Genomic DNA, 26,410 nt, shown 5'->3' on the forward strand with positions numbered 1-26,410 from the left:
CGTCAGGTGGCGGTGGCGCTTCGGAACGTCGCCGCCACCGCACGCAGCGCTGCAAGCTTCACGGGATCGCTGACCTTGGAGTGCAGCATCACCTTCGAGCTGCCGAGCTTCGGCAGCCTGTGCGTGGGCCCGATGTCGACCAGGCCTGCGGGGGCGATCCGCCGCGCCAGCGGAGCGACCGCAAGTCCGGCGAGCGTCGCTGCGACCACCGCGGTAACGCCGCCGCCGACAAAGCGTTCGCGCCAGGCGATTCCGGCCTTGTCGAGTGCGCGCACCGCGATGGCGCGAACGCCGCAGGGTGGCGCGAGCGTCGCCAGCGGCAGCGGCTCGCCCTTCGGCAAGGTGAGGCGACGTGATGCGAACCAGCCGAAATCGTCCTCGGTGAGCTTCTCGCCACCGCGGCGGCTGCCTTCCTGGCGGACGATCACGGCATCCAACTTGCCCGCGTCATAGGCGTCCTGCATCTCGCGCGAGAAGCCGATGGTCACGGCGAGGGTGAGATTCGCCGACATCGCGTGCAGGCGTTCCAGCAGCGGTATCAACTCGGGCCCGGCGGCGTGGTCGGAGATGCCGAGCGAAAGCGACTGTGTGGCGGGGGCCTCGCCCGTCAGCGCGCGGTCGTGCGCCACCATCAGCGCGCGGGCGCGATCGAGAAAGCTGGCGCCGTCGGCGGTGAGCCTGACGGCGCGCGGCGAGCGTTCGACCAGGCGTTTGGCCAACAGGGCTTCCAGCCGTTGCAGCTTGAGGCTGACCGCGGCCTGCGTGGTGCCGAGCGCTTCCGCGGCGCGGGTAAAGCTCTGGAGGTCCGCGACCAGCAGGAAGGCTTTGACCGTGGCGATGTCGAGGGTGGCGGTCATTATGTATTGTTATCACTGCTATCAACAGTGATAAGATACCAAAATGATGAGGGAAGGTCTAGCTTCTCCTCAACGCCGCGCAACACCCGCGCAGCATCTCGAGGAGAACACCATGCCGCTGATCACCGTGTCCTACACCTCGTCGCGCCAGTCTCCCTCGCTCAAGGCCGACATCGCCGACGCCGTGTCCGAGCTCACCGCAAGGATTTTGCACAAGGATCCCAAGGTGACCGCCACCATCGTGAAGTCGGTCGAGGCAAGTGACTGGTTCGCCGGCGGCAGGTCGCTCGCCGAGCAGAAGCTTGCAAGCTACTGGATCGACATCCACGTCACCGAGGGTACGAACACCAAGGACGAGAAGGCTGCTTATCTTGCCGCCATGTTCAGTCGCATGGCCGAGATCCTGGGGCCGCTACATCCCGAGACCTATCTGCATGTCGACGAGGTCAAGGGCGATGCCTACGGGTTCGGCGGCCTCACCCAGGAGCGCCGCTATATCGCCGGCAAGCTCGACGTGTCGCTAGCTGCGGCGTGAGGCTGCAGGCCGCGGGTGACAGATCTCACCCGCGGCCTGACTTTCAGCTTGCGGCCTGGAACCGGACTTCGGACTTGTTCAGGAAGCAGGCCTTGTCGAATAGCTTTAAGTCCAGCGGATTTGGCAGGCGGACATCGGCCAGATCGGGGCAGGGCTTGACCGCGGGATCATAGGACCGGTCGATCTGCGCGATGAACACGACGACCAGACCCTTGTCGCGGGCGAAGGATTTCAGCGCACGGACCTGCACGGAGAGGTCGGGGTTTTCCCGCCGCTGGTCGAGCAGTTGCAGATAGTCGATCACCACGACCGTGCCGCGTGGCGCCGCGGCCATCTCCTTGACGACGTAGTCGGCGCTGATGGCGTCGGAGCAATCGACCGCGAAGAGTTCGTCGAATTGCGCCGGCTCCACGCCGATTGCGCGCAAGCGATCCAGCACGTCCTTCTCGGTGTATTCGAGCGAGAAGAACGCCGCGCGATGGCCCGAGCGCATGGCCTCCACGGCAAGTTCGAGGCTCATCAGCGTCTTGCCCTGGCCGGGCCGCGCGCCGACCAGCACCAGATCGCCCGGCCGGAATTGCGGAAACAGCCTGTTGGCCGGCGTGATGGCAGCGGCTCTTGCCGCGAGCATGCTCCAGGCGGAAAACCCTTCCGTCGTTGCGATGCGGTCAAGTGCATCGTGCAACGGAATGCCTTCCTCGCGGGACAGGCGCTTGGCCTTGCGCTTCAGATGGTAGACGGGTGCAGACAATCTCATCGTCAAAACCTCCCATGCGAGCAGAAAGCGCAATCCCTCCTTATGCCTGGCGCTCGAACAGTCGGTCCGATGGTTCAGTCGCCCGACATGAATTCTGCTTTCCCGGCGGAGGGGGGAGGCGTGGGCGGCGCCGGACACAAGCGTAACTGATTCCGCGCACGGCGGAGAACAGGCGCAGTCGGGCTCGAACAGAAAAAATGCTAGAGGGCTGCTTCCGGCACCAACGCTCTTGTCGGCCCGAACAGCTCCTCGAACGCCTGCCGAAGCGCGATGTCGATGTCGGCCATGGTCACGAGCTGGCCGAGATCGACCAGCGAGGTGACGCCATAGCGGGGATCGACCACCCCGCACGGCACGATGCCGGCGAAATGCGACAGCTCCGGCTCGACATTGATGGCGATGCCGTGGAACGAAACCCAGCGCTTCAGCCGCACGCCGATCGCCGCGATCTTGTCCTCGTGATCGGCCCCCTTGTCGGGCCGTTTCACCCAGACGCCGACCCGGTCCTCGCGCCGTTCGCCGCGGACGTTGAAGGCGGCGAGCGTGCGCAGAATCAGCTCCTCCAGGCTCGCGACATAGGCCCGGACGTCCGGCCGGCGGCGCTTGAGGTCGAGCATGATATAGGCCACCCGCTGGCCGGGCCCGTGATAGGTGAGCTGGCCGCCGCGCCCGGTGGCGAAGATCGGGAAGCGGGGATCGCGCAGGTCGCCTTCCTTGCCCGAGGTGCCGGAGGTGTAGAGCGGGGGGTGTTCGAGCAGCCAGACCAGTTCTGGGGCCTCGCCCGCAGCAATGGCGGCGACCCGGGCTTCCATGGCGGCCACAGCCTCCGGATAGGACACCGGCGCGTCCGAGATTCGCCACTCCACGGGTTGGCCGGAGGACGCCGAAAACGACGTCAAATCCAGCTCTTGGCGCGGGTTTTGGGGTAAATTAACCATTGGCTAACCATAACGTGGTGATCATTACAGGCGCAAATGCCAAGTCCTTGTCCGAAGTCCTTGGTCCTTAGTCCCTGTTGCGGCGGTCCAGACAGTGCCCACTCTCGATAAAGTCACCGTGGATCTCATGGTCGTCCTCGGGACGACCACCATGCCGATCCATCAGGTATTACGTCTTTCCCGCGGCGCCATCATCGAGCTGGACGCAACCGAGGCCGACGAGGTCAAGGTTTTGGCCAACAATCTGCCTGTCGCCTCCGGCGTTGTGCTGGTCGACCGCAACCGGATCGCTGTCGAGGTCAAGCAGATGCTGCCGCGAACGCCGGGCACGCGGTAGCGGCCCGGGACCCCGACCGCGGCCTGAGCCCGCAGCAAAGGCCGATTCGGGGCAAGGCCCGGAACTTTCCTGCAAAGCTGTGGAATTCGGGGCGTTTGCAGGCTTGTACCCCTTTGATGGATTTGTTAGATCGGCGCCGTTGATCCGGCTGGCCCTTCAGGCCTCAAGCCGGCATCCCCAAAGCGCTCGTGGCGGAATTGGTAGACGCGCTGCCTTGAGGTGGCAGTGATGAAAGTCGTGGGGGTTCGAGTCCCTCCGAGCGCACCACTCATCTGATCGTTTTTGGACTGAATTACGGCGGTCGCCCCGTGCGCCGCCGATTGACCCGACCGATCCTGCGCGCAGCCGCAGCCAGGGACGTCCGACGTGAAATTGCCGTCGCAGATCGCACGCGCCTCGCGGATGAGGCGCTGCCGCTCGCGTTCTGATTTGAAGGCGAAGCGACGATTTTGGTCATTCGCGCTTTTACGGCTTCCCTCGCGCCGCCAGACTGGAAACGGGTCGGCAAGCTTCGCCCACTCCGTGACGATCATGGCCGGCTTGCCCGGGACCAGGCCGCCGTCCAGGCGTGCGCGAAGTATGCTCTCGTCGACGCGGCGCCTACCGCAGTCTCCTAGAGGCGGTGATCCGCTCCGGATGACTGAAGATCTCGAATGCGTCTCCCCGAGCGATACCGACGAGCGCGATACCACTCGCCTCAGCTGTTCGTATGGCGAGTGCGGTCGGCGCCGACATGCCGACGACAAGTCCCGCGCCGATCGCTGCCGTCTTCTGCACCATCTCGACCGATATCCGGCTCGTGAGGATGATGGCGCCAGCGCACCCGGCCAGTCCCTCGACGGCGAGTGCGCCGGCGAGCTTGTCGAGCGCGTTGTGGCGACCCACGTCCTCGCGAACCATCATGGATTTGCTGCCCGGTTGAAAGAAACCTGCCGCATGGGTGGCGTGGGTCTCGTGATTGAGAATCTGCGACTCCGTGAGAGCGGCAATCGCCATGCCGATCTGTTCGGGCGAAAGGCAGGCCGGGTGCTCGACGGGTCGAACGATCCGGCCGGCCTCGCGCAAACTGTCGATGCCGCACAGCCCGCAGCCGGTCGGCCCCACCAGCAGCCGCCGTCGCTCCTTCAGCCGCCGACCGGCGTCCGGTCGCAGCCATAGCCGAAGTTCGATGCCGTCGGGACCCGGGACGACGGTGAGTTCCTCGATCTCGCCGATGTCACCAATGATTCCCTCCGTGAGGCTGAAGCCACGGGCCAGGTCAGGCAGATTGGCAGGAGTCGCCATCAGCACTGCGGCGGTGGTGCCATCATAGACGAGTGCGACGGGGCATTCCTCTGCCACCATGCGCGCATCCTGCGCGCCGCTCGACGTGAGCCGAGGCATCGCGACCGAGGCGGGAGGGGCGGATGCGCTATCGCATACGTCGAGTTGATTGCCATGCATGGATTGCGTTCCAGGAACGAGTCATGACGCGCGAGCCGAGGCAAGGTTCCGAATGCTTTGGAACTTGCGATGGCCTCGGGTTTTGGGTGCAGGCGCTGGGTGTGTGGTCTGCGATCGAAGGATGCGTCATGCGGCAAAAGGCAAAAGTCGAGACCTATGATTCTCCCGCCGGTGGCTGGGGCTCTCTCAGTGCCGTGGCTCAAATCCTGACGCAGGAGGAGGTCGCGATCCTCGGCAGCGAGATGCTGCTCAAGCAGAACAAGCCCGGCGGATTCATGTGCGTGAGCTGTTCCTGGGCCAAGCCGGCCAAGCCGCGGCCGTTCGAGTTCTGCGAGAACGGCGCCAAGGCGACCGCCTGGGAAGTCACCAACAAGACCGTGACGCCGGAATTCTTTGCGCAACATACATTGGCTGAGCTGCGAACCTGGTCGGATCATCAGTTGGAGGAGAAGGGACGCCTGACCACGCCGATGCGCTACGACAGCGCCAGCGACAAATACATGCCCGTCGCCTGGGAAGAGGCTTTCCGTGACATCGGCGCCGAGCTGAACCGGCTCGATCCCCGCTCGGTCGTCATGTACACGTCCGGCCGTGCGTCGCTCGAAACCAGCTATATGTACCAGTTGTTCGGCCGCATGTACGGGACCAACAATTTTCCCGACAGTTCGAACATGTGCCACGAGAGCACGTCGGTGGCATTGCCGGAGGTGATCGGAGTTCCTGTCGGCACGGTCAGGCTGGAGGATTTCGACGTCACCGATTGCATCTTCTTTTTCGGGCACAACACCACCACGAATGCACCGCGCATGCTGCATCCCTTGCAGGAGGCGGCACAGCGCGGGGTGCCGATCATTACATTCAATCCGTTGCGCGAGCGTGGCCTGGAGCGCTTCGTCAACCCGCAAAATCCGGTGCAGATGCTTGCCGGCGGCACGCGCATCAGCTCGCAATATTATCAGGTGCGGGTCGGCGGCGATGCGGCCGCCATCACCGGGATCTGCAAATGGGTGATCGAGGCCGACGACCTCGCCCGCGACAACGGAGCAGCGCGTATCGTCGATGTCGCGTTCATTGAAGACCACACAGCGGGCTTCGAGGAATTCGCTGCCTTTTGCCGGGCGCAGGATTGGGTTGAGATCGAGCGGGCGTCGGGTCTCACCCGGATAGCCCTGCGCGAGGCCGCAAATAGCTACATGGACGCCAACGCCGTGATCGCCAATTACGGCATGGGTATCACCCAGCACAAGCACGGCGTCGAGACGGCGAAGATGATCGTCAACCTGCTGCTCCTCCGCGGCAATATCGGCAAGCCCGGCGCGGGGATTTCGCCGATCCGCGGCCACTCCAACGTCCAGGGCCAGCGCACCGTCGGCATCTCCGAGAAGACCAAGCTGGTGCCGCTCGACAAGCTCGCCGAGCTCTATGATTTCGAACCGCCGCGGTGGGAAGGGCTGTCCACCGTCGATGCCTGCGATGGTATTCTGAAAGGCAGCATTCGCGGCTTCGTTGGGCTCGGTGGCAATTTTCTGCGCGCCGTCCCGGAGCGGTCATTGATGGAGCCCGCATGGTCCGGGCTTCGCTTGTCCGTGCAGATCGCGACCAAGCTGAACCGCACGCACCTCGTGCCGGGCGAGGTGACTTATCTCCTGCCGTGCCTCGGCCGGATCGAGATCGACCGGCAGGACAGCGGCGAGCAAGCGGTGTCGATGGAGGATTCGACGGCCTGCATCCACGGCTCTCGCGGTCAGCGCAAGCCCGTCGCCGAACATCTTCTGTCCGAGCCGGCGATCGTCGCCGCGCTGGCCAAGGCGACCTTGAAGCCCAATCCGAAGCTCGATTGGGACGCATGGGTCGGCGATTATTCGAAAGTCCGGGACGCGATCGAGCGTACCTATCCCGACCAGTTCAAGGACTTCAACAAGCGCATGTTCGAGCCCGGCGGCTTTCCGCGGCCGCTGGCGGCCCGCGAGCGGAAGTGGAAGACGCCGAACGGCAAGGCCAACTTCACCGTTCCAAAGTCGGCCTTTGCGCCGCCCCCGGAGGGTGACGGAATCTACGAACTGATGACGATGCGCGCCGACGGACAGTTCAATACGACGATCTACAGCGAAGACGACCGCTTCCGCGGAATCACGGGCGGCCGCTATGTCGTCTTCATGAACCCTGTCGACATGGAGGATGACGGCCTGACATCGGGAGATACCGTCACACTGGTGACAGAGGCGGGGGATGGCGTCGAGCGCAGCTTGAGCGAACTTCAGGTCGTCCCCTATGGCATCCCGCGCAGGAGCATTGCGGGTTATTTTCCGGAGTGCAACGTGCTGATGCCGCTTTGGCACTATGCGGAGGGCAGCAAGGTTCCGGCGGCCAAATCCATTCCGGTGCGCCTGTCTAAGGACACCCTTCCCGAAATGGTCGAGACCGGAGAAGCGTCGATTTCGGCGTCGTGACACGTCATCGGGTGACGCAAGCGATCAGGACCGGAGCACAATGAGAGACAGCGCCTCGGAAATTGCCGAAATCAGGGACGCCGTTCACGTCTGCATCGACATGCAGAACATCTTCGCCCCTGGTGGATTGTGGGCGACGCCCTGGATGGAGCGTGTCCTGCCGACGATCATCTCGATCGTCGGGCGATGCCAGGCGAGAACGATTTTCACACGTTTCGTCACGCCGGAGAACCCCGAGGATCGGCCCGGACAATGGCAGAGCTATTTCCGGCACTGGCATCAGGCGACCCGCAGGCATCTTCCGGCGTCCGCTCTCGAGCTCGTGCCGGTCCTGCACCGGTTCGTGCCGCCGGCATCGGTCATCGACAAGCCGGCTTATTCCGCATTCAGCAATCCCGGCCTTGCGCGCCTGCTGGTCGAGAAGAACGTCGGCACGATCGTGGTCTCAGGCGCCGAAACGGACGTCTGCGTTCTGTCGACGGTCATGAGCGCGGTCGATCTCGGATTCCGCATCGTCATCGTGGAGGACGCGCTGTGCAGTTCGTCCGACATCGGTCATGACGCGCTCATGACGATGTACCGCACCCGCTTTCATGGCCAGGTGGATCTGGTAACCGCGGAAGAACTGGCGGAGTTTTGGCGCGAGTAGACCGCAAAATGGCGGAGCCGGGCACGGCCAGGTCGTATAACGAGGGCGTCGCAATCTGAGCGGCCCTGCGCGGTCGGATGGGACGATCGGCAAAAAGAGGGTAGCCGATTCACATAGCCTAATGCGCGGCGGTTCCGGAGCGTTCAATGTGCGGGCTTGGAAGTGGCTGCAGTGGCGATGGATCGCATCGAACAGGGCTTTGTGGCGACCGCCATCACAGGTTTTCCCGTGATGCTGGCGGCATTGGTCCGGATGATGATGAGCTGACGCGGAAGGGGCTGACCGTCTTGCGCCTCGCGCTACCTTACTCCGCCGTCGCCTTGTGCCTGGCAGTGACTGCCTGGCTCGCCTTCGCGCATCTGCTCTGACGGCCGTTCGGCTTCGCCTGCCGTTCGGGAGGCTATGCCACTGCGGATCAATTGTGCGCCGTCACGTTCAGCGGTCGCTGACGAGGCTCGCCATATTATGCGCCATGGCCGTGATATCGATCGGCTTTTCCCAAAGCTGCACGTCCTGGAATTCCGGGTCGATGCTGAGCCTGTCATACCCGGTGGTGAACACGAAGGGCACCTGACGCGCCTTCAGCGCGCGGGCGATCGGAAAGATCGATTGGGCGCGAATGTTCACGTCGAGCACCGCGCCATCGAACATGCCGCCATCGTTCAGGAGGGTGACCGCATCCTCGATGTGACCGACCGGACCGGCGATTTCCGCGCCGAGCGCGCGCAGCGCCTTGCCGATGTCGTCAGCGAGGAAATATTCGTCTTCGACCACGAGGATGCGGCGGCCTGTCAGCAGTGAGCGCTGACCGGACGACGTGGGCGGCGCAGTCATGATCCCTCCAATACCCCTCCTGCGCTTTAGGAACATAAGGCCAGGGGGGCGCCTTGGTGCACACTTCAAACGACACAATCCAAATCGGGTTCCATGAGCAACCGCGACATCATCGTCATTGGGGGCTCGGCCGGAGCGACCGCGCCACTGAAGCAGATCCTGGGCCGTCTTCCGGCCGATTTGCCGGCTGCCGTCTTCATCGTCCTGCACATTCCTGCACAGGGTATCGGCATTCTGTCGACCGTCGCCAGCAGCGCCGGGCCGCTGCCGGTGCGTCAGGCCGAGAATGGCATGAAAATCGAGCCCGGCCACGTCTATCTGGGTGCGCCTGACCACCATTTGTTGCTCGCCGAAGACCGCATTTTTCTCGGGCGCGGGCCGCGCGAGAACATGGTCCGCCCCGCGATCGACGCCCTGTTTCGCTCGGCCGCTCTCCATCACGGGCCGCACGTGATCGGAGTGCTTCTCAGCGGCCTGTTGTCCGACGGGGCGGCCGGACTCAATGCCATCAAGCGCTGCGGCGGTATGACCGTGGTCCAGGACCCTTTGGACGCCATTTCGGACGAAATGCCGCGGCGCGCCATGGAGGCGACCACGGTCGATCTCTGCGTGCCCGGCGCCGGAATGGGCGATGTCCTCTCCGGTCTGGCCAGGGCGCTGGCTGGCGCTGCACTGCCGATTCCACCCGAGATCGGGCTCGAGGTCGCGATCGCGGCGGGCGACCGCATCGGCAGCGACAAGCTGATCTCGATGGCCGATCCCGTCGCGTTGACCTGCCCGGCCTGTGGCGGGGTTATGTCCGCGGTCAAGGAATCGCGCCCCATGCGTTTCCGCTGTCAGGTCGGACATGCCTACACCGCCGATGCGCTCGCCAAGGAGCAGGAGGGGCGGGTGGACGAAGCCATGCGGGTCGCGCTGCGCATCATCGAGGAGCGCGCCGAACTGGTGCATCGCATGGCCACCGACGGCCGCAGCAGCGGCCGGCTTGCAATTGCCGAGATGTACGAGTCGCGGGCGGCTGAGTACCGTGAATATGCCGACATGATCCGGCGCGTCGTGCTACAATCGCTCGCGCCCCCGGCTTACAAGCGGGAGCCTTGAAGGCTCTGCGATGGCTATTTCCCTTGCAGAACGCGCCGCGCAGCTCGATGCCGAGCAGAACCTCCTGGTCAAGGCCGACCGGGACATCGAGGAGGGCCGCCGGCGCATCCGCAACCAGGAAGACCGGATACGCGAACTGATGGCCTGCGGCTACGATACAAGTCAGGCCGAACGGCTGGCCGACCTGCTCAGGCAGACTCTGGTTGAATGGAAGCGCCACCGCGTCCTGATCGCGCAACGGGTCGAATATCTCGCGCAGGAGGTCGCGGCGGGATAGTTGGCAGAACCATCGCCTACGGAAAGCGGGTTTTCGCTGCGGCCATCCTTCGAGACTCCCGTCATGCCGGGCTCTTCAGGATGAGGCGCCTGCCAAGGACGCTTCGGTCCTCGCCCCGGGCCGATCTATCGATGAGGGATAAACCTTGCCGCCGGACACCGACAACGCTTGGGCTTTCGGGTGAAAACAGCTTCGGGACGTTTTTGCCTTGGATCTGTTGGGGTAATGTCGATGCCTGTTATCTGCAGGGACCGGGTTCCTGTTGTGCCCCGCCGGTAAACGAAAGCTGCCAGAGCCATGCATGATGTCGCCGACCAGCCGGTCGATGGAGAGCGCCACACGAAGTCCCCGCTGATCATCGGCGTGGGCGCCTCGCCGGGTGCGCTGAACAGCATCGAGCGCTTCTTCGCAAAGCTGACCGTCGGGGTTGACCAGGCCGTCGTGCTGGCGCTTCGGCATCACGAGGGCTCCGACGAATCGCGCTTGCGCGAGGCCGTGCAAAATTCCCACGGCGGCAAAGTGGCCGACATCCGCGACGGCCACACGATCGAGGGCGGCACGATATATTTGTGCCCGCCGGCAATGATCACCACGATCCAGGGCGACCGCTTCGCGGTCCGCAAGGCCGAGCAGGCGCCCGGCGAGCGCGCCACGATCGACAGCTTTCTGGTCTCGTTGGCCGAAGAACGCGCCGAGCAATCCATTGGCGTCCTCCTCGCCGGCACCGGCGGTGACGGCACGCTCGGCACCGCGACATTGAAGGATCACGGCGGTCTTGCCATCGCCGAGAGCGTCGCGAGCGAGGAAGAGACAGGTTTTCCGCAAGACAGCAACAGGCCCGCCGCCATCGCAGACTATGTGCTGCCGCCGGAGCAGATACCCGACCACATCCAGGCCTATGCCCGTCATCTCAGGCGTCTGGAAGAGAAGCAGGGGTTTGACGAAGTGCTCGCGGCGGCGGCAGCCTCGCTGTCGCGCATCGCAGACATCCTGCGCACCAGGACCGGCAATGACTTCCACGGCTACAAGCAGAACACCTTCCTGCGCCGTGTGCAGCGGCGCATGCAGGTGGTCCAGATTGACGAGATTGCCGCCTATGTCGAATTCCTCAGGAGCGACAAGGACGAAGCGCAGCACCTTTTTAACGACCTCCTGATCGGCGTCACCGAGTTCTTCCGCGACAAGCGCGAGTTCGAGCTGCTGCAAACCCAGATCATCCCGAAGATCTTCGAGGGCAAGGGCGTCGGTCAGCAGGTCCGCGTCTGGGTGCTCGGCTGCGCCACCGGCGAGGAGGCCTATTCGATCGGCATTCTCCTGCGCGAGCATATGGCAGGGCTGGAGTCCGCGCCGCACGTCCAGATCTTCGCGACCGACATCGACGGCCGGGCGCTGGCGGCGGCGCGCGTCGGCCGCTATCGCACCAATATCGAGGCGGACATGACCAGCGAGCGGCTGGCACGCTGGTTCGTGCGCGAGGGCGACACCTATTGCGTGGTCAAGGAATTGCGCGAGATGTGCATCTTCTCGCAGCACAACGTCATCAAGGACGCGCCGTTCTCCAAGCTTGACCTGATTTCCTGCCGCAACCTGCTGATCTACCTCAATGGGGAATTGCAGAACCGGGTGATCCCGTTGTTTCATTTCGCGCTGCTGCCGGAGCGCTATCTGTTTCTCGGCAATTCCGAGAACGTGACGCGGCACCCCAAGCTGTTCGCCCCGGTCGACCGCCGCGCCCGTATCTTCAGGAAGCTGGAGACCGGGACGCGGCTGCCGCCGGAATTTCCGATCACGACGGCAGCGGGCAGGGCGCCGGTCGAGGTGGCGGCGGTGCGCTCGTTCGGTCCCGACGTCGGGCTCGAACGTCGCGCGCAGCGCATCGCGGAGCGCTATACGCCCGCCTACGTCATCACCGACGACGACTTCCAGATCCTGCATTTCTCCGGTCGGACCGGCCGCTACATCGAGCCGACGGCGGGCGCCGCCACGCTCGACCTGCTCCAACTCGTGCACCGCGATCTCCGGCTCGACCTGCGCGCCGCCCTCAGCCACGCCGCCGAAGCCAACGAGGCCGCCCACGCCGACCAAGTGCAACTCGGGGAGGATGGCCAGCGCGTCCTCGTCGACATTACCGTCGAGCCGATCCAGGAGGGCGCCGGCAGCCGCAATTTTGTCGTGCTGTTCAAGGACGGCCCGGCCCGCGCCATCGAAGCCGACCAGGGCAATCCGTATTCCTCGCTGCGCACCGAACACGTCGAGCGCCTCGAAATCGAGCTGCGCGCCACGCGTGAGCGCCTGCAGGCGACCATCGAGGAGCTCGAGAGCACCAACGAAGAACTGAAATCCTCCAACGAGGAGTATCAATCGCTGAACGAGGAGCTGCAATCGGCCAACGAGGAGCTGGAAACCTCGCGCGAAGAGCTGCAGTCGGTCAACGAGGAGCTGACCACCGTCAACGGCGAATTGGCGCATCGTGTCCAGGAGCTGACGCGCGCCACCAGCGATCTCAAGAATTTCTTCGAGAGCACCGAGATCGCGACCGTGTTCCTGGACAACGATCTTCGCGTGATGAACTTCACGCCGTCAATCACCCAGATCCTGCATCTTGTCGAGACCGACACCGGTCGTCCCATTGCCCACATCAAGGCGCGCATCCCGATCGAGGAGCTTTTCGAGGACGTCCGCCGCGTGCTGCGCACGCTCGCGAGTGTCGAGCGCGAATTGAGCACGCCGGGCGGCGGCACGCGCTACATCGTGCGTATCTTGCCCTATCGCAGCACCGACAATTTCATCGCCGGCGTGGTCGTCTCCTTCATCGACGTCACGGCCATCACGCGCGCCGAGGAGCGGCAGCGGCTGCTGTTGGCCGAGCTGCAGCATCGCGTCCGTAACACGCTCGGGGTGGTGCGCTCGATTGCCCGCCGCTCGGCGGAGTCAAGCACCACGGTAGAGGAATACGCCTCGCATCTCGACGGCCGGCTCAACGCATTCGCCCGCACCCAGGCGATGGTGACCCGCGATCCCGACGGCGGCGTCGATCTCGAATATCTCGTGATCGAGGAGCTGTCAGCTTACAACGCCCGCGAGGGCGAACAGATGCGGGTTTCGGGGCCGAAGATGCGCTTCCAGCCCAAGGCCGCGGAGACTTTTGCGCTCGCGATCCACGAGCTCGCGACCAACGCGGTGAAATACGGAGCCTTGAGCCAGCCGAGCGGCCGTGTTGAAATCTCATGGCGCCTCGATGAAGGCACGGCGCCCGCCGAGCTGGTGTTCGAATGGCGCGAGTGGGGCGGGCCGCCGGTCAAGCCGCCGCAGCGAAGGGGGTTTGGCACGGAGCTTCTGGAGCGCACACTGGCATTCGAGTTCAAGGGGCAGACCGATCTGGCATTCAACCCTGCGGGGCTTCGATGCACGATCACTTTACCCCTCAGCAGGCGCGCATTCCATACCCCGGTAGTGGCTGGCTGATGGCGTTGTCGATGTCCGATCGCAATCTGGTAGAGCCGGTCATTCGCCGGCTGAACGCGCTGAGGCGCCTGTCGGTCGAAGCGCGTTCATCGCTCGAGTCCGCGATCCTCGAAGGGTTACAGAGCGCGGGCTCGGGCGAGGACGTGATCTCGGAGGGCGATCCTGTCGACAGCATTCGAATCGTCCTGTCGGGCTGGCTGTGCCGGTACAAGACGCTCGAGGACGGCAGGCGTCAGATCGTCAATTTCCTGTTTCCCGGGGAGAGCTGCGACGCATATGCGTTCCTGCTGTCGACTATCGACCATTCGATCGCGACGCTGACGCCAGCAGTCTATTCCGACATCAAGCGCGCGCGGTTCGAGAGCCTGATTGCGGCCGACAGCACGCTCGCCGAGGCGTTCTGGTGCGAGACTCTCGTGAACATCGCCATCCAACGCGAATGGGCGGTCAATCTTGGTCGCCGCGTCGCGCTGGAGCGCGTGGCGCATCTGTTCTGCGAGATCGTCGAGCGGCTTCGCCCCGTCGGGATGATCAACGGAAAGTCCTGTATCATGCCCATCACGCAGATGGATCTGGCAGACGCCACCGGGCTGTCGGTGGTCCATCTCAACCGCACCCTGCAGGAGATGCGCGCGTCCGGCTTGATCGTGCTGCGCGACCGTGTGCTGACCATCAACGATCTCGATGCGCTCAAGAACACGGCGTTGTACTCGCCGAACTATCTTCAACTCTATCGGCGTGGTTCGTGACGTTCTGTCGGCCCGGCCTGCAAGCGCCGAAGCGTGCACGGGCCTGCCGAGGATGTGCTCACTTGTCGGTCGTCGAGGGCAGATCTTCTTCCCGGGGAAACGGCTCATGGGTACGACGGCCCACGAACGAGTCGGGCACCGGGGTTGATTTGAGCAATGCCATCGAGCGGGCCATCAGTTCGCGCGTGTCCGCGATCAGCCTGGCGACCTGGTGGGTTGACATCAAATAATGGTGCAAGTGTCTGCCTGTCATGGCGCGCTTCTTCCTCTGCACAAGGGGCGAAAGCGCAACAGGCGTTCTCATCACCGATAAAGGCCGAGGTCCGGGCGGTGATGAATGAAGCTTGCGCCCGAAACAGCGAAAGCGCCAGCTGATTATTGGATGCCGTGGAGGGAACGCTCCGAAAGGCGTTTCCTCACCCGAGACGACAAGATTCAAAGACTGAATGAGGCGAACTCGCTTCGATTCATGGCCGTCGCCGAGGCCCCAGCGCCTACCGACGCTCCGCGGCTTTCGGTCGCCGGTTGTACGGCGAGCGATTGACCGGCCGTAGCGAAACTTCTTCACAATGGGATTTGCTGCGATGGCCGAAACGGGGCGCTGGAGCTTGATGCTCATCACGCCGGTCGGCGTGTTACCGTCGACCAGCCGCCTTCGCCAATTCGGTTCCGGCGCAATCGATTGTCGTGAGGAAGGGCACCGAGATTGGGGTGACGCCGTCTCCGCGCAAAATCCTGCCGCCTTAACTTATTGAAATGCCGGAACCCGCCATCGAGACCGAAGCTGGAAGCATTGCCGGACTGGGCCGCCCCATCCGGCAAGCCATAGAGCGAAGAGAAGCTGGGCCCCGGCGCCAGATGACCCCCGCCGGGGCCATTTCTGTCCAACCGAAATCATCGTGAAAGCAATGACCACCAAGCGCAACCGCAAGAAACAGACCCAATCGCTCCAGGAGCGATTGGCCGCCTTTGCCGAAAACGCCCGCGAGCGCGCGCTCAGCCTGCCGCCTGGCAGTGAACGCGAGATGCTGTTGCAGCGTGCCAAGCAGAACGAAGCGACCTCGAACCTCACGGACTGGCTGAGCGCGCCGGTCTATCCAAGACGCGACGGATGATCATGGGGAGTTTCAAGCATTATCGCGCGTTCCAGATCGATCCGGACGGGCACGTATTCGGATGCATCAATCTCGTCTGCGATGATGACGAGCAGGCCAAGCGCGAAGCCGCGTCGCTCGTTCTGGTCCACCGCATCGAGCTGTGGCGGCTGGACCAGCGGATCGCACAATTCGAGTCGCCGGGCGGAGTCGTCCGCCAATAGAGCCGTCGCACTGGAGCAGGAACCGCGCGTCTGGGCCCGGGTTGGTCGGACGACACCGACCTCATATGCCGCGACGTCTGGCGTGACCCTAGCTTCGACCGGCCGCTTCTCCTGCGCTTCGTGCTGAGCGGCGCAGCGACTGCGGCGGCTGGCCGAATGCGCGGATGAAGGCCCTGCGCATCCGCTCGGGGTCGCGAAACCCTGTGGTTTCGGCGACGCGCTCGATGGCCTCTCCGGAGGACTGCACCCGCTCGCGCGCCACCTCGACCCGCAGGCGCTCGACCGCCTTGGTCGGCGTCGATCCTGTCTCCGCGGTGAAGGAGCGGACGAAATGCCGGGTGCTCAACCCGGCGCGCTCGGCCAGCGCCTCGACCGTGAGATGCGCATCCAGATTCTCGCGCACCCATGAGAGAAGGCCGCCGAAGCGGCCGTTCGGCGTCTTGAGCTCCAGCAAGGTCGAGAACTGCGATTGTCCGCCGCTGCGGCGATGATAGAGCACCAGTTGCCGCGCGGTCGCTTGCGAGACCTCCTCGCCGTGGTCCTGTGCGATCATGGCCAGCGCCAGATCGATCCCGGCCGTGATGCCGGCCGACGTCCACACGTGGTCGTCACGGATGAAGATCTGGTCCGGTTCGAGCCTGACCTTCGGGTAGCGTCCGATGAAGTCGCGGGTGCAGGACCAGTGTGTGGTCGCGCAGCGGCCGTCCAGCAGTCCGGCCTGTGCGAGAAGATAGGCGCCGTTGCAAACGCTGGCGATGCGCACGCCGCGGCTCGCCAGCCGCTGGATGAAGGCGATCGTCGTCTCGCAGAGCGCGGCAGCCTCCACACCCTCTCCACCGGCGACGAACAGCGTCGTGACCGAGCTTGCCGATCGCAGATTGCGCGCCAGCATCTCGATGCCCGACGAACTGCGCACGGCGCCCGCCGTCGTCGCGATTGTGATCACGCGCGGCGCATCCGGCGTGTGACGCCTGGCGATCTCGAACACGGAGATCGGACCGGCCGCATCCAGCAACTGGAATTCGGGAAAGATCAGGAAGCCGATCATGGGCGTGTCCAGAATTGAGGGAATTAAGCCATTTCGACCGCAAGGCCAACATGACAGGCTGCAACCGTCAAGCGCGTTGTCGAGGTTGGACATGTCGGGCCCATTGCAGATCGGTCTTCTGGTTTTTCCGCGCGTCACCCAGCTCGATCTCACTGGTCCTGCCCAGGTCTTCTCCAGCCTGCCCGACGTGACGGTGCATCTGATCTGGAAACGCATCGAGCCCGTGCCGAGCGATTCCGTGATCGCGTTGACGCCGACCGTCACCTTCGCCGATTGCCCGCAGCTCGATGTGATCTGCGTTCCCGGCGGCTACGGAACTGACGAGCTGATGCTGGACGACGAGGTGCTCGCCTTTTTGCGGCAACAGGAGAAAGGGGCGACATACGTGACCTCGGTCTGCACTGGTTCTCTCGTGCTCGGTGCGGCCGGCCTGTTGAAGGGATATCGCGCGGCCACGCACTGGACGGCGAGGGATGCGCTGCCGTTGTTCGGAGCCGAGCTGTCGCTGGAAAGGGTCTGTGTCGACCGTAATCGCATGACCGGCGGCGGCATCACCGCCGGCATCGATTTCGCACTCACCCTGGTGTCGATGCTGCGAGGCCGAGACGCGGCGGAGATGATCCAGCTGCGCATGGAATACAATCCCGCTCCGCCCTTTGCCGCCGGCTCGCCGGACACGGCGCCCGCCGCAATCGTCGCCGCCATGAAGGAACGCGTTGCGCCCGCGCAGGCGCGGCGGCTGGAGTTCGTCAGGAAGGCTGTGCAGCGGCAGGGATAGCGAGGCAGCTTCGACCAGCCGCGGCGACTGGCGCACGGTGCGCCGTCGGAGAGGGGACATCGATCGATCATCGCCGACAATGCCGTCGCGATGTCAAAGCGGAGGGGGCAATGGCGCCTTGTCGTGTTGGAGAATTGCAATCGTCGCGCGGCTGGCTTTGCCGCATGGGCTTCGGCCTCATCCTGGCGCTGGGGTCGGCAGCGCTGGCGGAGCGGAGTGCGGCGGCCGATTTCTCCGGCCGGGTCATCAAGCTCGGCATCATCAACGATCAGTCCGGGCCGCTGTCGGACAATTCCGGACCCGGCTCCGTCGTCGCCGCAAAGTTGGCGATCGAGGATTTCCGGAAAGCGACCCCGGACACCAAGGTGGAGATCGTCTTCGCCGACCATCAGAACAAGCCGGACATCGGCGCCCAGATCGTCCGCAAATGGTTCGACGTTGACGGCGTCGACATGGTCGCCGACGTCGGCAATTCGGCGGTCGCTCTCGCCATCCAGTCGATTGCGCGGGACAAGAACAAGATCGTCATCTATTCGGCGGTCGGCACCACCGAGATCGGCGGCAAGCAATGTTCGCGCACCGGATTGATGTGGCTGCACGACAATTACAATCTCGTCTCCGGATCGGTTCGCAGGCTGGTGTCCCAGGGCTACGACAGCTGGTTCTTCATCGCGGCCGACTACGCGTTCGGACGCAACATGGTCGAGGTGTCCCAGCGCGTGCTTGCGGAAGGCAAGGCGAAGTCGCTTGGTGCCGTCTTCCATCCGCTCGGAAACGCCGATTACGGCTCCTTCCTGCTGCAAGCCCAGGCCTCGAAGGCCAAGGTCGTCGCGTTTGCCAATGCCGGTGAGCAACTCGTGACCGTGATGAAGCAATGGCACGAGTTCGGCATGAACGTCGGTACGCAGAAACCAGTCGCCGAGCTGATGTTCCTGACCGACGTGCACGCCATGGGCGTCGAAACCGCCAAGGGGCTGACGACCGTCACGGCCTGGTACTGGGCCCTGAACGACGAGACGCGCGCGTTCGGCGAGAGATTCTACAAGCTGCACAAGGCCATGCCGACCGCGCCGCAGGCTGCCGTCTATTCCGCGGTCCTACAATATCTGAGAGCAGCTGTGGCAGCCGGAACGGACGAGACCAATGCCGTGCTCGACAAGATGCGCGCGATGCCGGTCGACGATTTCTACGCCCGCGGTGCGCGGCTGCGCGCCGACAACAAGCTGGTGCACGATTTCTATCTCGTCGAAGTCAAGAAGCCCGCGGACGTCAAGACGCCCTGGGACTATTACAACGTCGTCGAGAAGATACCTGCCGCAGACGCCTTCATGCCGCTGAGCGAGAGCGAATGCCCGCTGCTCAAGGCGTCACGAAACTGAAACCACGTAAGGACAGTGCGGGCCGCCGGCCCCGTCAGCCATATTCCTCGCCGATGCCGTAGTCCCGGTAGATCTCCAGCGGGTCGAGGTCGGGGAACAGGCGGCATTTGGCCTGGGCGAGGTGCAGGCTCACCGCTGCGGGCTCCTTGCCGTTCGCGAGCATCTTGCGGATGTCGTCCATATGCGCGTTCGGCCGGTGCTTCGGGTCGAGCTGCTCCAGCGCGACCAGGGCGGTCGCGAGGGCCTCGGTCAGAACCCAGTCGTCGTGGCCGGTGATTCCCTTCTTCGGCATCGGCAGACCCCGGATGTGGCGGCGGTCTTCAGTCTATCGCGACTTCCGCCAAATCGCCATTGAGGCGTTGCGGGCGCGCTGCGTTGGGGGCATCTCGGGCTTGCATTATGGCGGCCTGTGGCTAAAAGGCGGCGGCTTGCAGTATCTTTGTTGAAACAAAGTTGGCGTAGACGGGCCGTCTCAACCCAGCCCCCGGTCTGGGTCCCGATCCCGCATTCGCAGCACGATCCGGCTGCGTACCCTTCAAGGCCCGAGCCAGCATGGTTTTTCTCAGCTTCGTCTATCGCTTCTTCACCAACTTCGCGTTCATGGCGGTGGTCTATTTCAGCCTGAACTTCATGGAGAAGTATCCCAATCGGGCGATCCTCGCGATCCTGGTGCTGGTCTATGCCGCGATGCGCGCCGCCTCAACGCTGCGTGCGTTCTACTTCTTCCAGAAGATCGAGAGGCTGGAAGCGGAGACGCGGCGCCTTCAGGGCCCGATCAATGACGGTTCCGGAGCAACGAACGCGCGCAAGCAGGTGATCGCCGACGTTGCCCGGCTGCGCCGCGACGGCGAACTCAAATCCTATATGGACCTGTTCTTCCTGGCGCTGATCGTGCTGCTCTGCGTCGCCGCCATCATGCGGCAGTAAGAGCTCAAGCGCGCTTCTTCACGCTGGTGGCGACACGGGTCGAGCGCGGCGTCGCGGTCTTGGCCTGCGAGGCAGGCTTTGGCGTGGCCGCTGCCGCATGCGCCGTGTGCCGCCGGCCCTGGGGCGCGGCCACCTTGCCCTTTGCCGTCTTGCCCCTGGCCGCATGCGGCGTCTCGGCGGCCATGGCGAGCCGCGCCGCGGCACGCCGCGACAATGTCGTCGACAGCAGCACCTCGACCGAGCCTTCCGGAATCGCAAACAGGGTGCGGCCGGGCACGGGCAGGGCGGATGCGACGTCGAATTGACCCTTGGTCCGACGCGGCAGCAGCGACTGATGCTCGGTCTGCGCGTTGAGGTCCGCGAGCGAGGGCGCCGGAAGTTTCCGCGTCTGCGTGAACACGAAGCTAGGAACGGAAGGCCAGCGCGCGATCGGCACGGTCTCGGTCGGCGGGTGCAGCAGCCATTCCACCGGCGTCGTCGGCGTCGCCGGCCGCTCGGCGGTCGCGGGCACCACGTGCACGATGCGAAAGCCGCGCGCCTTGAGGTCGCGGATGATTTTCGGCAGCGCCGCGACGGTGCGGGCCTGGATGTCGTGCAGCAGCAAAATGCCCTTACCCTTGGCCTCCAGCCGCTGGATCGCGAGCTGATAGACGCGGTCGGACGACACATGGCGCCAGTCGTCGGCCGGGAAGTCGGCGCTCCACACCTGGATGCCGCGAGAGATCAGATAGTTCTCGACGCCCTCGGCGCGCATCAGGCCAGGAATGCGGAAGAACGGCGCGAGCTTGGACGGATCGGTCATCGCGGCCGAGGTCCACTCGATGCCGCCGTTGATCTCGGGTTCGAATTTTTCGGCCGTCATCCGGTCGAAGGTCAGCGGATGGGTCATGCTGTGGGTGCCGACGGTGTGGCCCGCCGCCACCAGCTTGCGCACGCCTTCGGGATTCGCCTTGGCTTGGCTGCCGATGATGAAGAAGGTCGCCTTGATGCACTCGTCGTCGAGCATCTTGAGGACCTGATTGGAATATTTCGGAAGAGGACCGTCGTCGAAGGTCAGGACGACCTCATGGTCCTTCAGGGGCAGCGTCTCGCGGTACTGCATGGTCCCGATCCGCGGATGCTCGCGCGGATCGACCACGAGAGTGCGGGAGGTCCCGAGCGCGCCGGGATGGCCGGGACAGTCGGCCGCAAGCGCCGCAGGTGCACCGACCGTCAGGAACCCGAGGCAAAGGACGATCCACGATCGCGTCCGCAAGACAACGCCACTTCCGATCATGAACCCGTCTGCCTCATACGCGATTGCCGCCATCATAGGTCGGAGACAGCAGGAAACGGTTCAGGCGCCAAGACCAATTCCCGTTGCAAAGTCCCCATTCATTTGAATGGGGTAGCATGAACGGAGTGTTAATAGGGCCCGGATCACCCCATTTTGCGCCGGCGTGACTTTCCGGCATCAGCGCGCATCGGCACTCTTCTGCGCGCCGGCCGGCACGATGTGGACGACGCGATAGCCGTTCTCCCTCAGATACCGCAGGAAGGCCGGCATGATCGCGGCGGTCCGCGCCTTGGGGTCGTGAAACAGGATGATGCCCTTGCCGGCCGCCGCAAGGCGCTCCGTGACGAGCTTCAGTTCCTGTTCCGGCGTCATCTCGTTCCAGTCGCTGGCCCAGAGGTCGGCGCCGAACACCACGATCCCGCGCGACTGGAGCAGGTCGAGCTGCGCTTGCGTCGACTCGAAATAGGGAAAGCGGAAGAACGGCGTCGAGGGCGTCGTCGTCGAGGTGCCGTGCAGTGCCATCTCGTCGGCGGCGATGCCGCGGTCGATCTCGCTCTTGGCCTTGTCGAACGGGATCCGTGCCATGAACGGATGCGAGAAGGTGTGGTGGCCGATGGTGTGGCCCTCGCGGGCGATGCGCTTGACCATCTCCGGCTGCTGGCTGGCGTGCAGGCCGATCAGGAAGAAGGTCGCACGCACGCATTCCTGCGCCAGCGCCGCCAGCACCTTCGACGTCGTCGGCGGGTTCGGTCCGTCGTCGAAGGTGAGCACGACCTCGCGATCGGCGAGCGGCAGCGTCTGCGGAAAGCTCTTCAGGCCCACGCGCGGCGTGGTCCTGGCATCGACGCTCAGCACGCGCGAGGTGCCGAGCGCGTCCTTGCGCGGACACTCGGCCGCCGCGGCCGAAGCGATACCGATCAAGGCAGCGAGGGCTGCGCCCGATGACATTGAGGTCCACCTCAGTCGAAGCATCTTTGTCATTGCGCTCGGCTTTGCCTTGTGGGTATTGCCAGACCGTCAGCTCAGACCACCAGATCCAACCTGTCAAACGGCGAGGCGCACCATGGATGAACATATGGACGGTGCCCCGACCGCTGCGGACTCGGTACTCGACCACGTGCCGATGCGCAATGAAGACGGCGACATCAGGCACGAATTCGTCGAGGAAATCGCCCGTGCGATCGAGGCCGGCGACAGCGCCTCGCTGCGCGCCTGCGTCGCCGAGCTGCACGAGGCCGATCTCGGCGATCTCATCGGCGCGCTCGAGCCCGACGACCGGGTCCGCCTGGTCGAGCTGACCGGGCGCGACTTCGACTTCTCCGCACTGAACGAGCTCGACGAGGGCGTGCGCGAGGATATTCTCGAGGAACTGCCGCCGGAGACCGTCGCGGAAGGTGTTCGCGAGCTCGAATCCGACGACGCGGTGGAACTGCTCGAAACCCTCGACCAGGCGGATCAGGAGGAGATCCTCGAGAAGCTGCCACTCAAGGAGCGTGTCGCGCTCGAACGCAGCCTGCTGTATCCGGAGAATTCGGCTGGACGCCGGATGCAGAACGAGTTCATCGCGGTGCCCCAGGATTTCACCGTGGGCCAGGCGATCGACTACATGCGCGAGACGCCGGATCTGCCGGACCGCTTCTACGAGATCTACGTCGTTGACAAGGACCAGCACTGGCAGGGTGCAGTCTCGCTCGACGTGCTGCTGCGGGCGCGCCGCCCGGTGCCGCTCACCGAATTGACCGACGAGGACCGCCGACGCGTCTCCGTCCTGGAGGACCAGGAGGAGGTGGCGCGCATGTTCGGCAAGTACAATCTCGTCGCGGCTCCCGTGCTCGACACCCAGGACCGCCTCGTCGGCGTCATCACCGTCGACGACGTCGTCGACGTCATCGAGGAGGAGGCGGAAGAGGATCTCAAGGCGCTCGGCGGCGTCACCAGCGACGAAGAACTGTCCGACACCGTGTTCACCATTGCACGCGCGCGGTTCAACTGGCTGCTGGTCAATCTCGCCACCGCTTTCCTGGCGTCCTCCGTGCTCGGCCTGTTCGAGGGGCAGCTGGAGAAGATGGTCGCGCTCGCCGTGCTGGCGCCGATCGTCGCGAGCCAGGGCGGCAATGCCGCCACCCAGACGATGACGGTCGCGGTGCGGGCGCTGGCGACGCGCGAGCTCGGCGCGTCCAACGCCTGGCGCGTGGTCATGCGCGAAGGCATGGTCGGTCTCGTCAACGGGCTCGCCTTTGCGGTGATCACGGGGATCGCGGCGGTGGCCTGGTTCAGGATTCCCGGCCTCGGCATCGTCATCGGGCTTGCGATGGTGTGCAACCTGATCGCCGGCGCGCTCGGCGGCATCCTGATCCCGATGGCGCTCGAACGCGTCAGGGCCGACCCGGCGGTGGCCTCGGGGACGTTCGTCACCACGGTGACGGATGTGGTCGGCTTCTTCTCCTTCCTCGGCATTGCGACGTTGTGGTTCGGACTGCGGTAGGTCTCGTGTCCCGGGCGCGCTGCAACGCGCTTGGCTTTGCTGCGCAGAACCGGGACCCAGAAAGCAACACGGCACCTTGCAGCGGCATGGGCCCCGCTCTGCGTCGCAGCACTCCAAGAGGGGCGCTGCGCCGCGTCCGGGGCACGAGACCTTTTAATCCGAACTTAAGCGACCTGCCGCATCATCGCCCGCGCTTGGGGGACTGGACATGCGGTTGCGGCTGAAGGCGGACGGACGGGTCGTTGAGATCCGGGACGGACAGGAATTTCCGATCCAGCCGTCTCCGGTCGAGCCCACGGTCAGTGCCGCGCCGGCCGACACCTCTTCGCTCGCGGTACGCGATTTGCGCCGCCGCGCCTGCCTGACCCAGATGGAGTTCGCCGCCAAGCTCGGCGTCCCCGTCGAAACCATCCGCAACTGGGAGCAGGGCAAGCGTGCTCCACGGGGGCCGGCCCGCGCGCTGCTCGCGGTGATCGCACACGCCCCGGATACGGTGTTCCAGGCGCTCGCCAAAGCCTGACGCCGAAGCCCTGACGTCGAGAGTTGCCAGGCCCGACGCGAACCTCCCGTTAGCATTGCGGCAAATATCCCGCCGAACTGCCGCGGCCTTCCGTTGGCAGCGTCGTGGGCCCGGTCCATAATGCGGCCTGAGGACGTTAGGGGCTGCGCACCAGAAGGGAGCCCTCATGCTGTTCGTCGAGGCCAATGGCGCACGAATCCCGGCGATCGGGCTCGGGACCTGGGAGCTGAGCGGAAGACCTGCCGCGCGCGTGGTCGAGCAGGCGCTGCGGCTCGGCTATCGCCACATCGACACTGCGCAGGCCTACAACAATGAACGCGAGGTTGGCGACGGCTTGCGCGCCTCGGGCGTCCGCCGCGACGATGTCTTCCTCACCACCAAGGTCTGGACCAACCATTTCGCGCCCCACGATCTCGAGCGCTCGGTCAAGGAGAGCCTGGCCCGCTTGCGGCTTCCTTCCGTCGATCTGCTGCTGCTGCACTGGCCCAATTCGCACGTGCCGCTGGCGGAGACGCTGGGCGCGCTGTCGCATGCGAAGACGATGGGGCTGACCCGTCACATCGGCGTCTCCAATTTCACCGTGGCGCTGATCGAGCAGGCGGTCGCGCTGTCGCCGGAGCCGCTGGTCTGCAACCAGGTCGAATACCATCCTTATCTCGACCAGGCGAAGGTGAGGGCGGCCTGCGACCAGCACGGCCTTGCACTCGTCGCCTACAGCCCGATCGCCAGGGGGCGCATCAAGTCCGACCAGACGCTCGCCGAGATCGGACGCGCCCACCACAAATCGCCGGCGCAGGTCTGCCTCCGCTGGCTGGTGCAACAGAATGTCGCTGCGATCCCGCGCACGTCGCGCGTCGAACGCCTGTCCGAGAACATCGAGATCTTCGATTTCGAGCTGTCGGAGGACGAGATGAGCCGGATCGCCGCGCTCGCCAGTCCGAAGGGCCGGCTGACCGACTTCGGCTTCGCCCCGAAATGGGATTGAGAGGGGGCTGGGGTATGCTAGGACCGCGACGGCAACCCAAGATCGGTCGATGGAACTGCGGAAGATCATACGGACGGACATTGCGGCGTCAGCAATCGCGCATCTGACGCTGGTGGCGCTGATCATCGTGATCAGCGAGGTCCATCCATTTCGCAGTCAGCAGCCGGAGACCGTGACCGTCGACATCGTCACGCCCGAGCAGGTGACGGAGGAGATCAAGCAGCAGGAGATGAAGGAGGCGGCCAAGGAGAAGCCGCCGGAGCCCGAGTTCAAGTTGCCGAAGCTGGATGTCACCGACAAGGCAGACCCAGCGTCGAAGCTCGTGGACAAGCCGCCGGCTTCGCCGCAATCGTCGCAGCAGCCGGCGCAGCAGAAGCAGCCGCAACCCGCGCAGACGCCCAAGCCGCGCGAGGCCGCCGCGCAGCCGCAACAGTCACAGCAGCAACAGCCGCCGCAGCAACAACAGCCTCAGCAACAACAGCCTCAGCCGCAACCACAGCCTCAGGCGATGCCGCAGCCAGAGGCGCAGCAACCGCCACCCCAATCCGCGCCACCGCCGGCCTATCAGGCTCCGCAGCCTGACGTCACCGTCAAATACGGCGTCATGCTCGGCCTGCCGCCGGAATTGCCGCCGGAGCTGCCGAAGGTAACCCCCCAGGACGATGGCGGCGATGCCAAGGATTCGATCGCAGCCAAGTTGCCGGCCGAAGTCATCGCCGAGCTTCGTCGCCATCTGCGCAGCTGTGCGAAATTGCCAGCCGGAGTAAGCCCCACCGATGCCGTTCGCATCAAGTTGCGCACGGTGTTCGCGACCGACGGCACGCTGGCGCGCGAGCCGATTCTGATCGAGGCGCCGCCGTCCGCGAAAGGCGTGGCGCTCATGAAGTCCGCCATGAGCGCGCTCCAGACCTGCCAGCCTTACAAGATGCTGCCCGCCAATCTGTACAGCGAATGGAAGGTCATGGACCTGCCGTTCAGCCCGCGCGATTTCGGCGGGTAGCTCCCATAGCCCGGGTGAGCGCAGCGATACCCGGGACAGTGCCCGTCGAATTCCGGATGTCGCTGCACTCATCCGGGCTACTGACCGTTGCCTGTGTCGGCCTCTGTCAATCTGCCGAGGCAAAAATATTCCACTTTTACCGAAATTCGGTTTCGGCGTATGTGTCGCCCATCCCGGCTCACCCAAGAGGGGCGACGTGAAGTCGTCACGATCGCGAGCCGGGCTTTGCGGTGGACGCGGCAGCGTCGGCACGAGAGGCGCGGGCAGGGCGGGTAGTCCCTGTGAGCCCGAGGCCACGTGCG

The 26,410-nt window shown here is 64.6% G+C and carries 27 protein-coding genes and 1 tRNA gene; 18 read left to right on the forward strand and 10 right to left on the reverse strand.

Translation table 11 applies throughout. From position 1 onward, the window contains the following. Positions 1-2: 2 nt before the first annotated feature. Positions 3-857: a LysR substrate-binding domain-containing protein gene (locus JQ580_RS30640; RefSeq protein ID WP_212284591.1), complete on the reverse strand. Its 855-nt coding sequence runs from the start codon at positions 855-857 to the stop codon at positions 3-5. 112 nt (positions 858-969) lie between these two features. On the opposite strand from JQ580_RS30640, the gene JQ580_RS30645 reads away from it, so the two are divergent. After that, positions 970-1,392, forward strand: coding sequence for a tautomerase family protein (locus JQ580_RS30645; protein WP_212284593.1), 423 nt, complete (start codon positions 970-972; stop codon positions 1,390-1,392). Positions 1,393-1,435: 43 nt separating this feature from the next. Here JQ580_RS30645 and JQ580_RS30650 read toward each other — a convergent pair whose 3' ends face one another. Together JQ580_RS30650 and lipB are read right to left on the reverse strand one after the other, a co-directional pair. Continuing rightward, on the reverse strand, positions 1,436-2,149 hold the full coding sequence (locus tag JQ580_RS30650; RefSeq protein ID WP_212284595.1) for a DNA helicase: 714 nt from the start codon (positions 2,147-2,149) through the stop codon (positions 1,436-1,438). 200 nt (positions 2,150-2,349) lie between these two features. After that, the gene (lipB, locus tag JQ580_RS30655; RefSeq protein ID WP_212284597.1) at positions 2,350-3,087 is read right to left on the reverse strand and encodes a lipoyl(octanoyl) transferase LipB; all 738 of its coding nucleotides are present in this window, start codon (positions 3,085-3,087) and stop codon (positions 2,350-2,352) included. Positions 3,088-3,181: 94 nt separating this feature from the next. Between lipB and JQ580_RS30660 the strand changes: the two genes are divergently transcribed. Together JQ580_RS30660 and JQ580_RS30665 are read left to right on the forward strand one after the other, a co-directional pair. After that, on the forward strand, positions 3,182-3,424 hold the full coding sequence (locus tag JQ580_RS30660; protein ID WP_011088012.1) for a FliM/FliN family flagellar motor switch protein: 243 nt from the start codon (positions 3,182-3,184) through the stop codon (positions 3,422-3,424). A gap of 182 nt (positions 3,425-3,606) precedes the next feature. Next, positions 3,607-3,691: transfer RNA gene (locus JQ580_RS30665), tRNA-Leu, on the forward strand. Positions 3,692-4,024: 333 nt separating this feature from the next. On the opposite strand, the gene fdhD is transcribed toward JQ580_RS30665, so the two are convergent. Next, on the reverse strand, positions 4,025-4,807 hold the full coding sequence (gene fdhD, locus JQ580_RS30670; RefSeq protein ID WP_212284633.1) for a formate dehydrogenase accessory sulfurtransferase FdhD: 783 nt from the start codon (positions 4,805-4,807) through the stop codon (positions 4,025-4,027). A gap of 188 nt (positions 4,808-4,995) precedes the next feature. Between fdhD and JQ580_RS30675 the strand changes: the two genes are divergently transcribed. Together JQ580_RS30675 and JQ580_RS30680 are read left to right on the forward strand one after the other, a co-directional pair. Then, positions 4,996-7,317, forward strand: a complete 2,322-nt coding sequence (locus tag JQ580_RS30675) for an FdhF/YdeP family oxidoreductase (RefSeq protein WP_212284598.1) — start codon at positions 4,996-4,998, stop codon at positions 7,315-7,317. A 40-nt stretch (positions 7,318-7,357) separates the two neighbouring features. Beyond that, positions 7,358-7,966, forward strand: coding sequence for a cysteine hydrolase family protein (locus tag JQ580_RS30680; protein WP_212284600.1), 609 nt, complete (start codon positions 7,358-7,360; stop codon positions 7,964-7,966). Positions 7,967-8,401: 435 nt separating this feature from the next. Here the strand turns inward: JQ580_RS30680 and JQ580_RS30685 are convergent, their stop codons facing one another. Beyond that, entirely contained in the window at positions 8,402-8,800 is a 399-nt protein-coding gene (locus JQ580_RS30685) for a response regulator (protein ID WP_212284602.1), read from the reverse strand. Positions 8,801-8,893: 93 nt separating this feature from the next. On the opposite strand from JQ580_RS30685, the gene JQ580_RS30690 reads away from it, so the two are divergent. From JQ580_RS30690 to JQ580_RS30705, 4 genes are all read left to right on the forward strand, one after another. Continuing rightward, a complete protein-coding gene (locus JQ580_RS30690) occupies positions 8,894-9,901 on the forward strand; it encodes a chemotaxis protein CheB (protein WP_212284604.1) in 1,008 nt (335 codons plus the stop codon). Positions 9,902-9,911: 10 nt separating this feature from the next. After that, entirely contained in the window at positions 9,912-10,178 is a 267-nt protein-coding gene (locus tag JQ580_RS30695) for a hypothetical protein (RefSeq protein WP_212284606.1), read from the forward strand. 297 nt (positions 10,179-10,475) lie between these two features. Next, entirely contained in the window at positions 10,476-13,643 is a 3,168-nt protein-coding gene (locus JQ580_RS30700) for a CheR family methyltransferase (protein WP_212284608.1), read from the forward strand. Continuing rightward, a complete protein-coding gene (locus JQ580_RS30705) occupies positions 13,643-14,392 on the forward strand; it encodes a Crp/Fnr family transcriptional regulator (RefSeq protein ID WP_212284610.1) in 750 nt (249 codons plus the stop codon). The genes JQ580_RS30700 and JQ580_RS30705 overlap by 1 nt, the downstream gene beginning before the upstream one ends. A 58-nt stretch (positions 14,393-14,450) precedes the next feature. Here JQ580_RS30705 and JQ580_RS30710 read toward each other — a convergent pair whose 3' ends face one another. Then, positions 14,451-15,011 carry a hypothetical protein gene (locus tag JQ580_RS30710; RefSeq protein WP_212284641.1) on the reverse strand — a complete coding sequence of 187 codons (561 nt, stop codon included), beginning with the start codon at positions 15,009-15,011 and terminating at the stop codon, positions 14,451-14,453. A gap of 289 nt (positions 15,012-15,300) precedes the next feature. Here JQ580_RS30710 and JQ580_RS30715 point away from each other — a divergent pair, with 289 nt between their 5' ends. Beyond that, positions 15,301-15,507, forward strand: coding sequence for a hypothetical protein (locus tag JQ580_RS30715; protein ID WP_212284635.1), 207 nt, complete (start codon positions 15,301-15,303; stop codon positions 15,505-15,507). 2 nt (positions 15,508-15,509) lie between these two features. Next, on the forward strand, positions 15,510-15,710 hold the full coding sequence (locus JQ580_RS30720; RefSeq protein WP_212284612.1) for a hypothetical protein: 201 nt from the start codon (positions 15,510-15,512) through the stop codon (positions 15,708-15,710). Between the two features lie 88 nt (positions 15,711-15,798). Here JQ580_RS30720 and JQ580_RS30725 read toward each other — a convergent pair whose 3' ends face one another. Beyond that, entirely contained in the window at positions 15,799-16,758 is a 960-nt protein-coding gene (locus tag JQ580_RS30725; protein ID WP_212284613.1) for a GlxA family transcriptional regulator, read from the reverse strand. A gap of 91 nt (positions 16,759-16,849) precedes the next feature. On the opposite strand from JQ580_RS30725, the gene JQ580_RS30730 reads away from it, so the two are divergent. Together JQ580_RS30730 and JQ580_RS30735 are read left to right on the forward strand one after the other, a co-directional pair. After that, complete coding sequence (locus tag JQ580_RS30730; RefSeq protein ID WP_212284615.1) at positions 16,850-17,536, forward strand: DJ-1/PfpI family protein; 687 nt, start codon at positions 16,850-16,852, stop codon at positions 17,534-17,536. A 110-nt stretch (positions 17,537-17,646) separates the two neighbouring features. Beyond that, entirely contained in the window at positions 17,647-18,915 is a 1,269-nt protein-coding gene (locus JQ580_RS30735) for an ABC transporter substrate-binding protein (RefSeq protein WP_249134561.1), read from the forward strand. Positions 18,916-18,949: 34 nt separating this feature from the next. Here the strand turns inward: JQ580_RS30735 and JQ580_RS30740 are convergent, their stop codons facing one another. Continuing rightward, entirely contained in the window at positions 18,950-19,207 is a 258-nt protein-coding gene (locus tag JQ580_RS30740) for a hypothetical protein (RefSeq protein ID WP_212284617.1), read from the reverse strand. A gap of 260 nt (positions 19,208-19,467) precedes the next feature. On the opposite strand from JQ580_RS30740, the gene JQ580_RS30745 reads away from it, so the two are divergent. After that, on the forward strand, positions 19,468-19,842 hold the full coding sequence (locus JQ580_RS30745) for a hypothetical protein (protein ID WP_212284619.1): 375 nt from the start codon (positions 19,468-19,470) through the stop codon (positions 19,840-19,842). A 4-nt stretch (positions 19,843-19,846) separates the two neighbouring features. On the opposite strand, the gene JQ580_RS30750 is transcribed toward JQ580_RS30745, so the two are convergent. After that, a complete protein-coding gene (locus tag JQ580_RS30750) occupies positions 19,847-21,118 on the reverse strand; it encodes a polysaccharide deacetylase family protein (RefSeq protein WP_212284621.1) in 1,272 nt (423 codons plus the stop codon). Positions 21,119-21,295: 177 nt separating this feature from the next. Beyond that, positions 21,296-22,066 (reverse strand): polysaccharide deacetylase family protein, encoded by a 771-nt coding sequence (locus JQ580_RS30755; protein WP_212284623.1) that lies wholly within the window; start codon positions 22,064-22,066, stop codon positions 21,296-21,298. Positions 22,067-22,181: 115 nt separating this feature from the next. Between JQ580_RS30755 and mgtE the strand changes: the two genes are divergently transcribed. From mgtE to JQ580_RS30775, 4 genes are all read left to right on the forward strand, one after another. Then, positions 22,182-23,603, forward strand: a complete 1,422-nt coding sequence (mgtE, locus tag JQ580_RS30760) for a magnesium transporter (RefSeq protein ID WP_212284625.1) — start codon at positions 22,182-22,184, stop codon at positions 23,601-23,603. Between the two features lie 202 nt (positions 23,604-23,805). After that, positions 23,806-24,123 (forward strand): helix-turn-helix domain-containing protein, encoded by a 318-nt coding sequence (locus tag JQ580_RS30765; protein ID WP_212284639.1) that lies wholly within the window; start codon positions 23,806-23,808, stop codon positions 24,121-24,123. A 166-nt stretch (positions 24,124-24,289) separates the two neighbouring features. After that, the gene (locus JQ580_RS30770; protein WP_212284627.1) at positions 24,290-25,108 is read left to right on the forward strand and encodes an aldo/keto reductase; all 819 of its coding nucleotides are present in this window, start codon (positions 24,290-24,292) and stop codon (positions 25,106-25,108) included. A gap of 49 nt (positions 25,109-25,157) precedes the next feature. Beyond that, positions 25,158-26,108, forward strand: coding sequence for a hypothetical protein (locus tag JQ580_RS30775; RefSeq protein ID WP_212284629.1), 951 nt, complete (start codon positions 25,158-25,160; stop codon positions 26,106-26,108). Positions 26,109-26,410 lie beyond the last annotated feature (302 nt).

Source organism: Bradyrhizobium sp. SZCCT0148 (genome assembly GCF_018129985.1).
Classification (GTDB): domain Bacteria; phylum Pseudomonadota; class Alphaproteobacteria; order Rhizobiales; family Xanthobacteraceae; genus Bradyrhizobium; species Bradyrhizobium japonicum_H.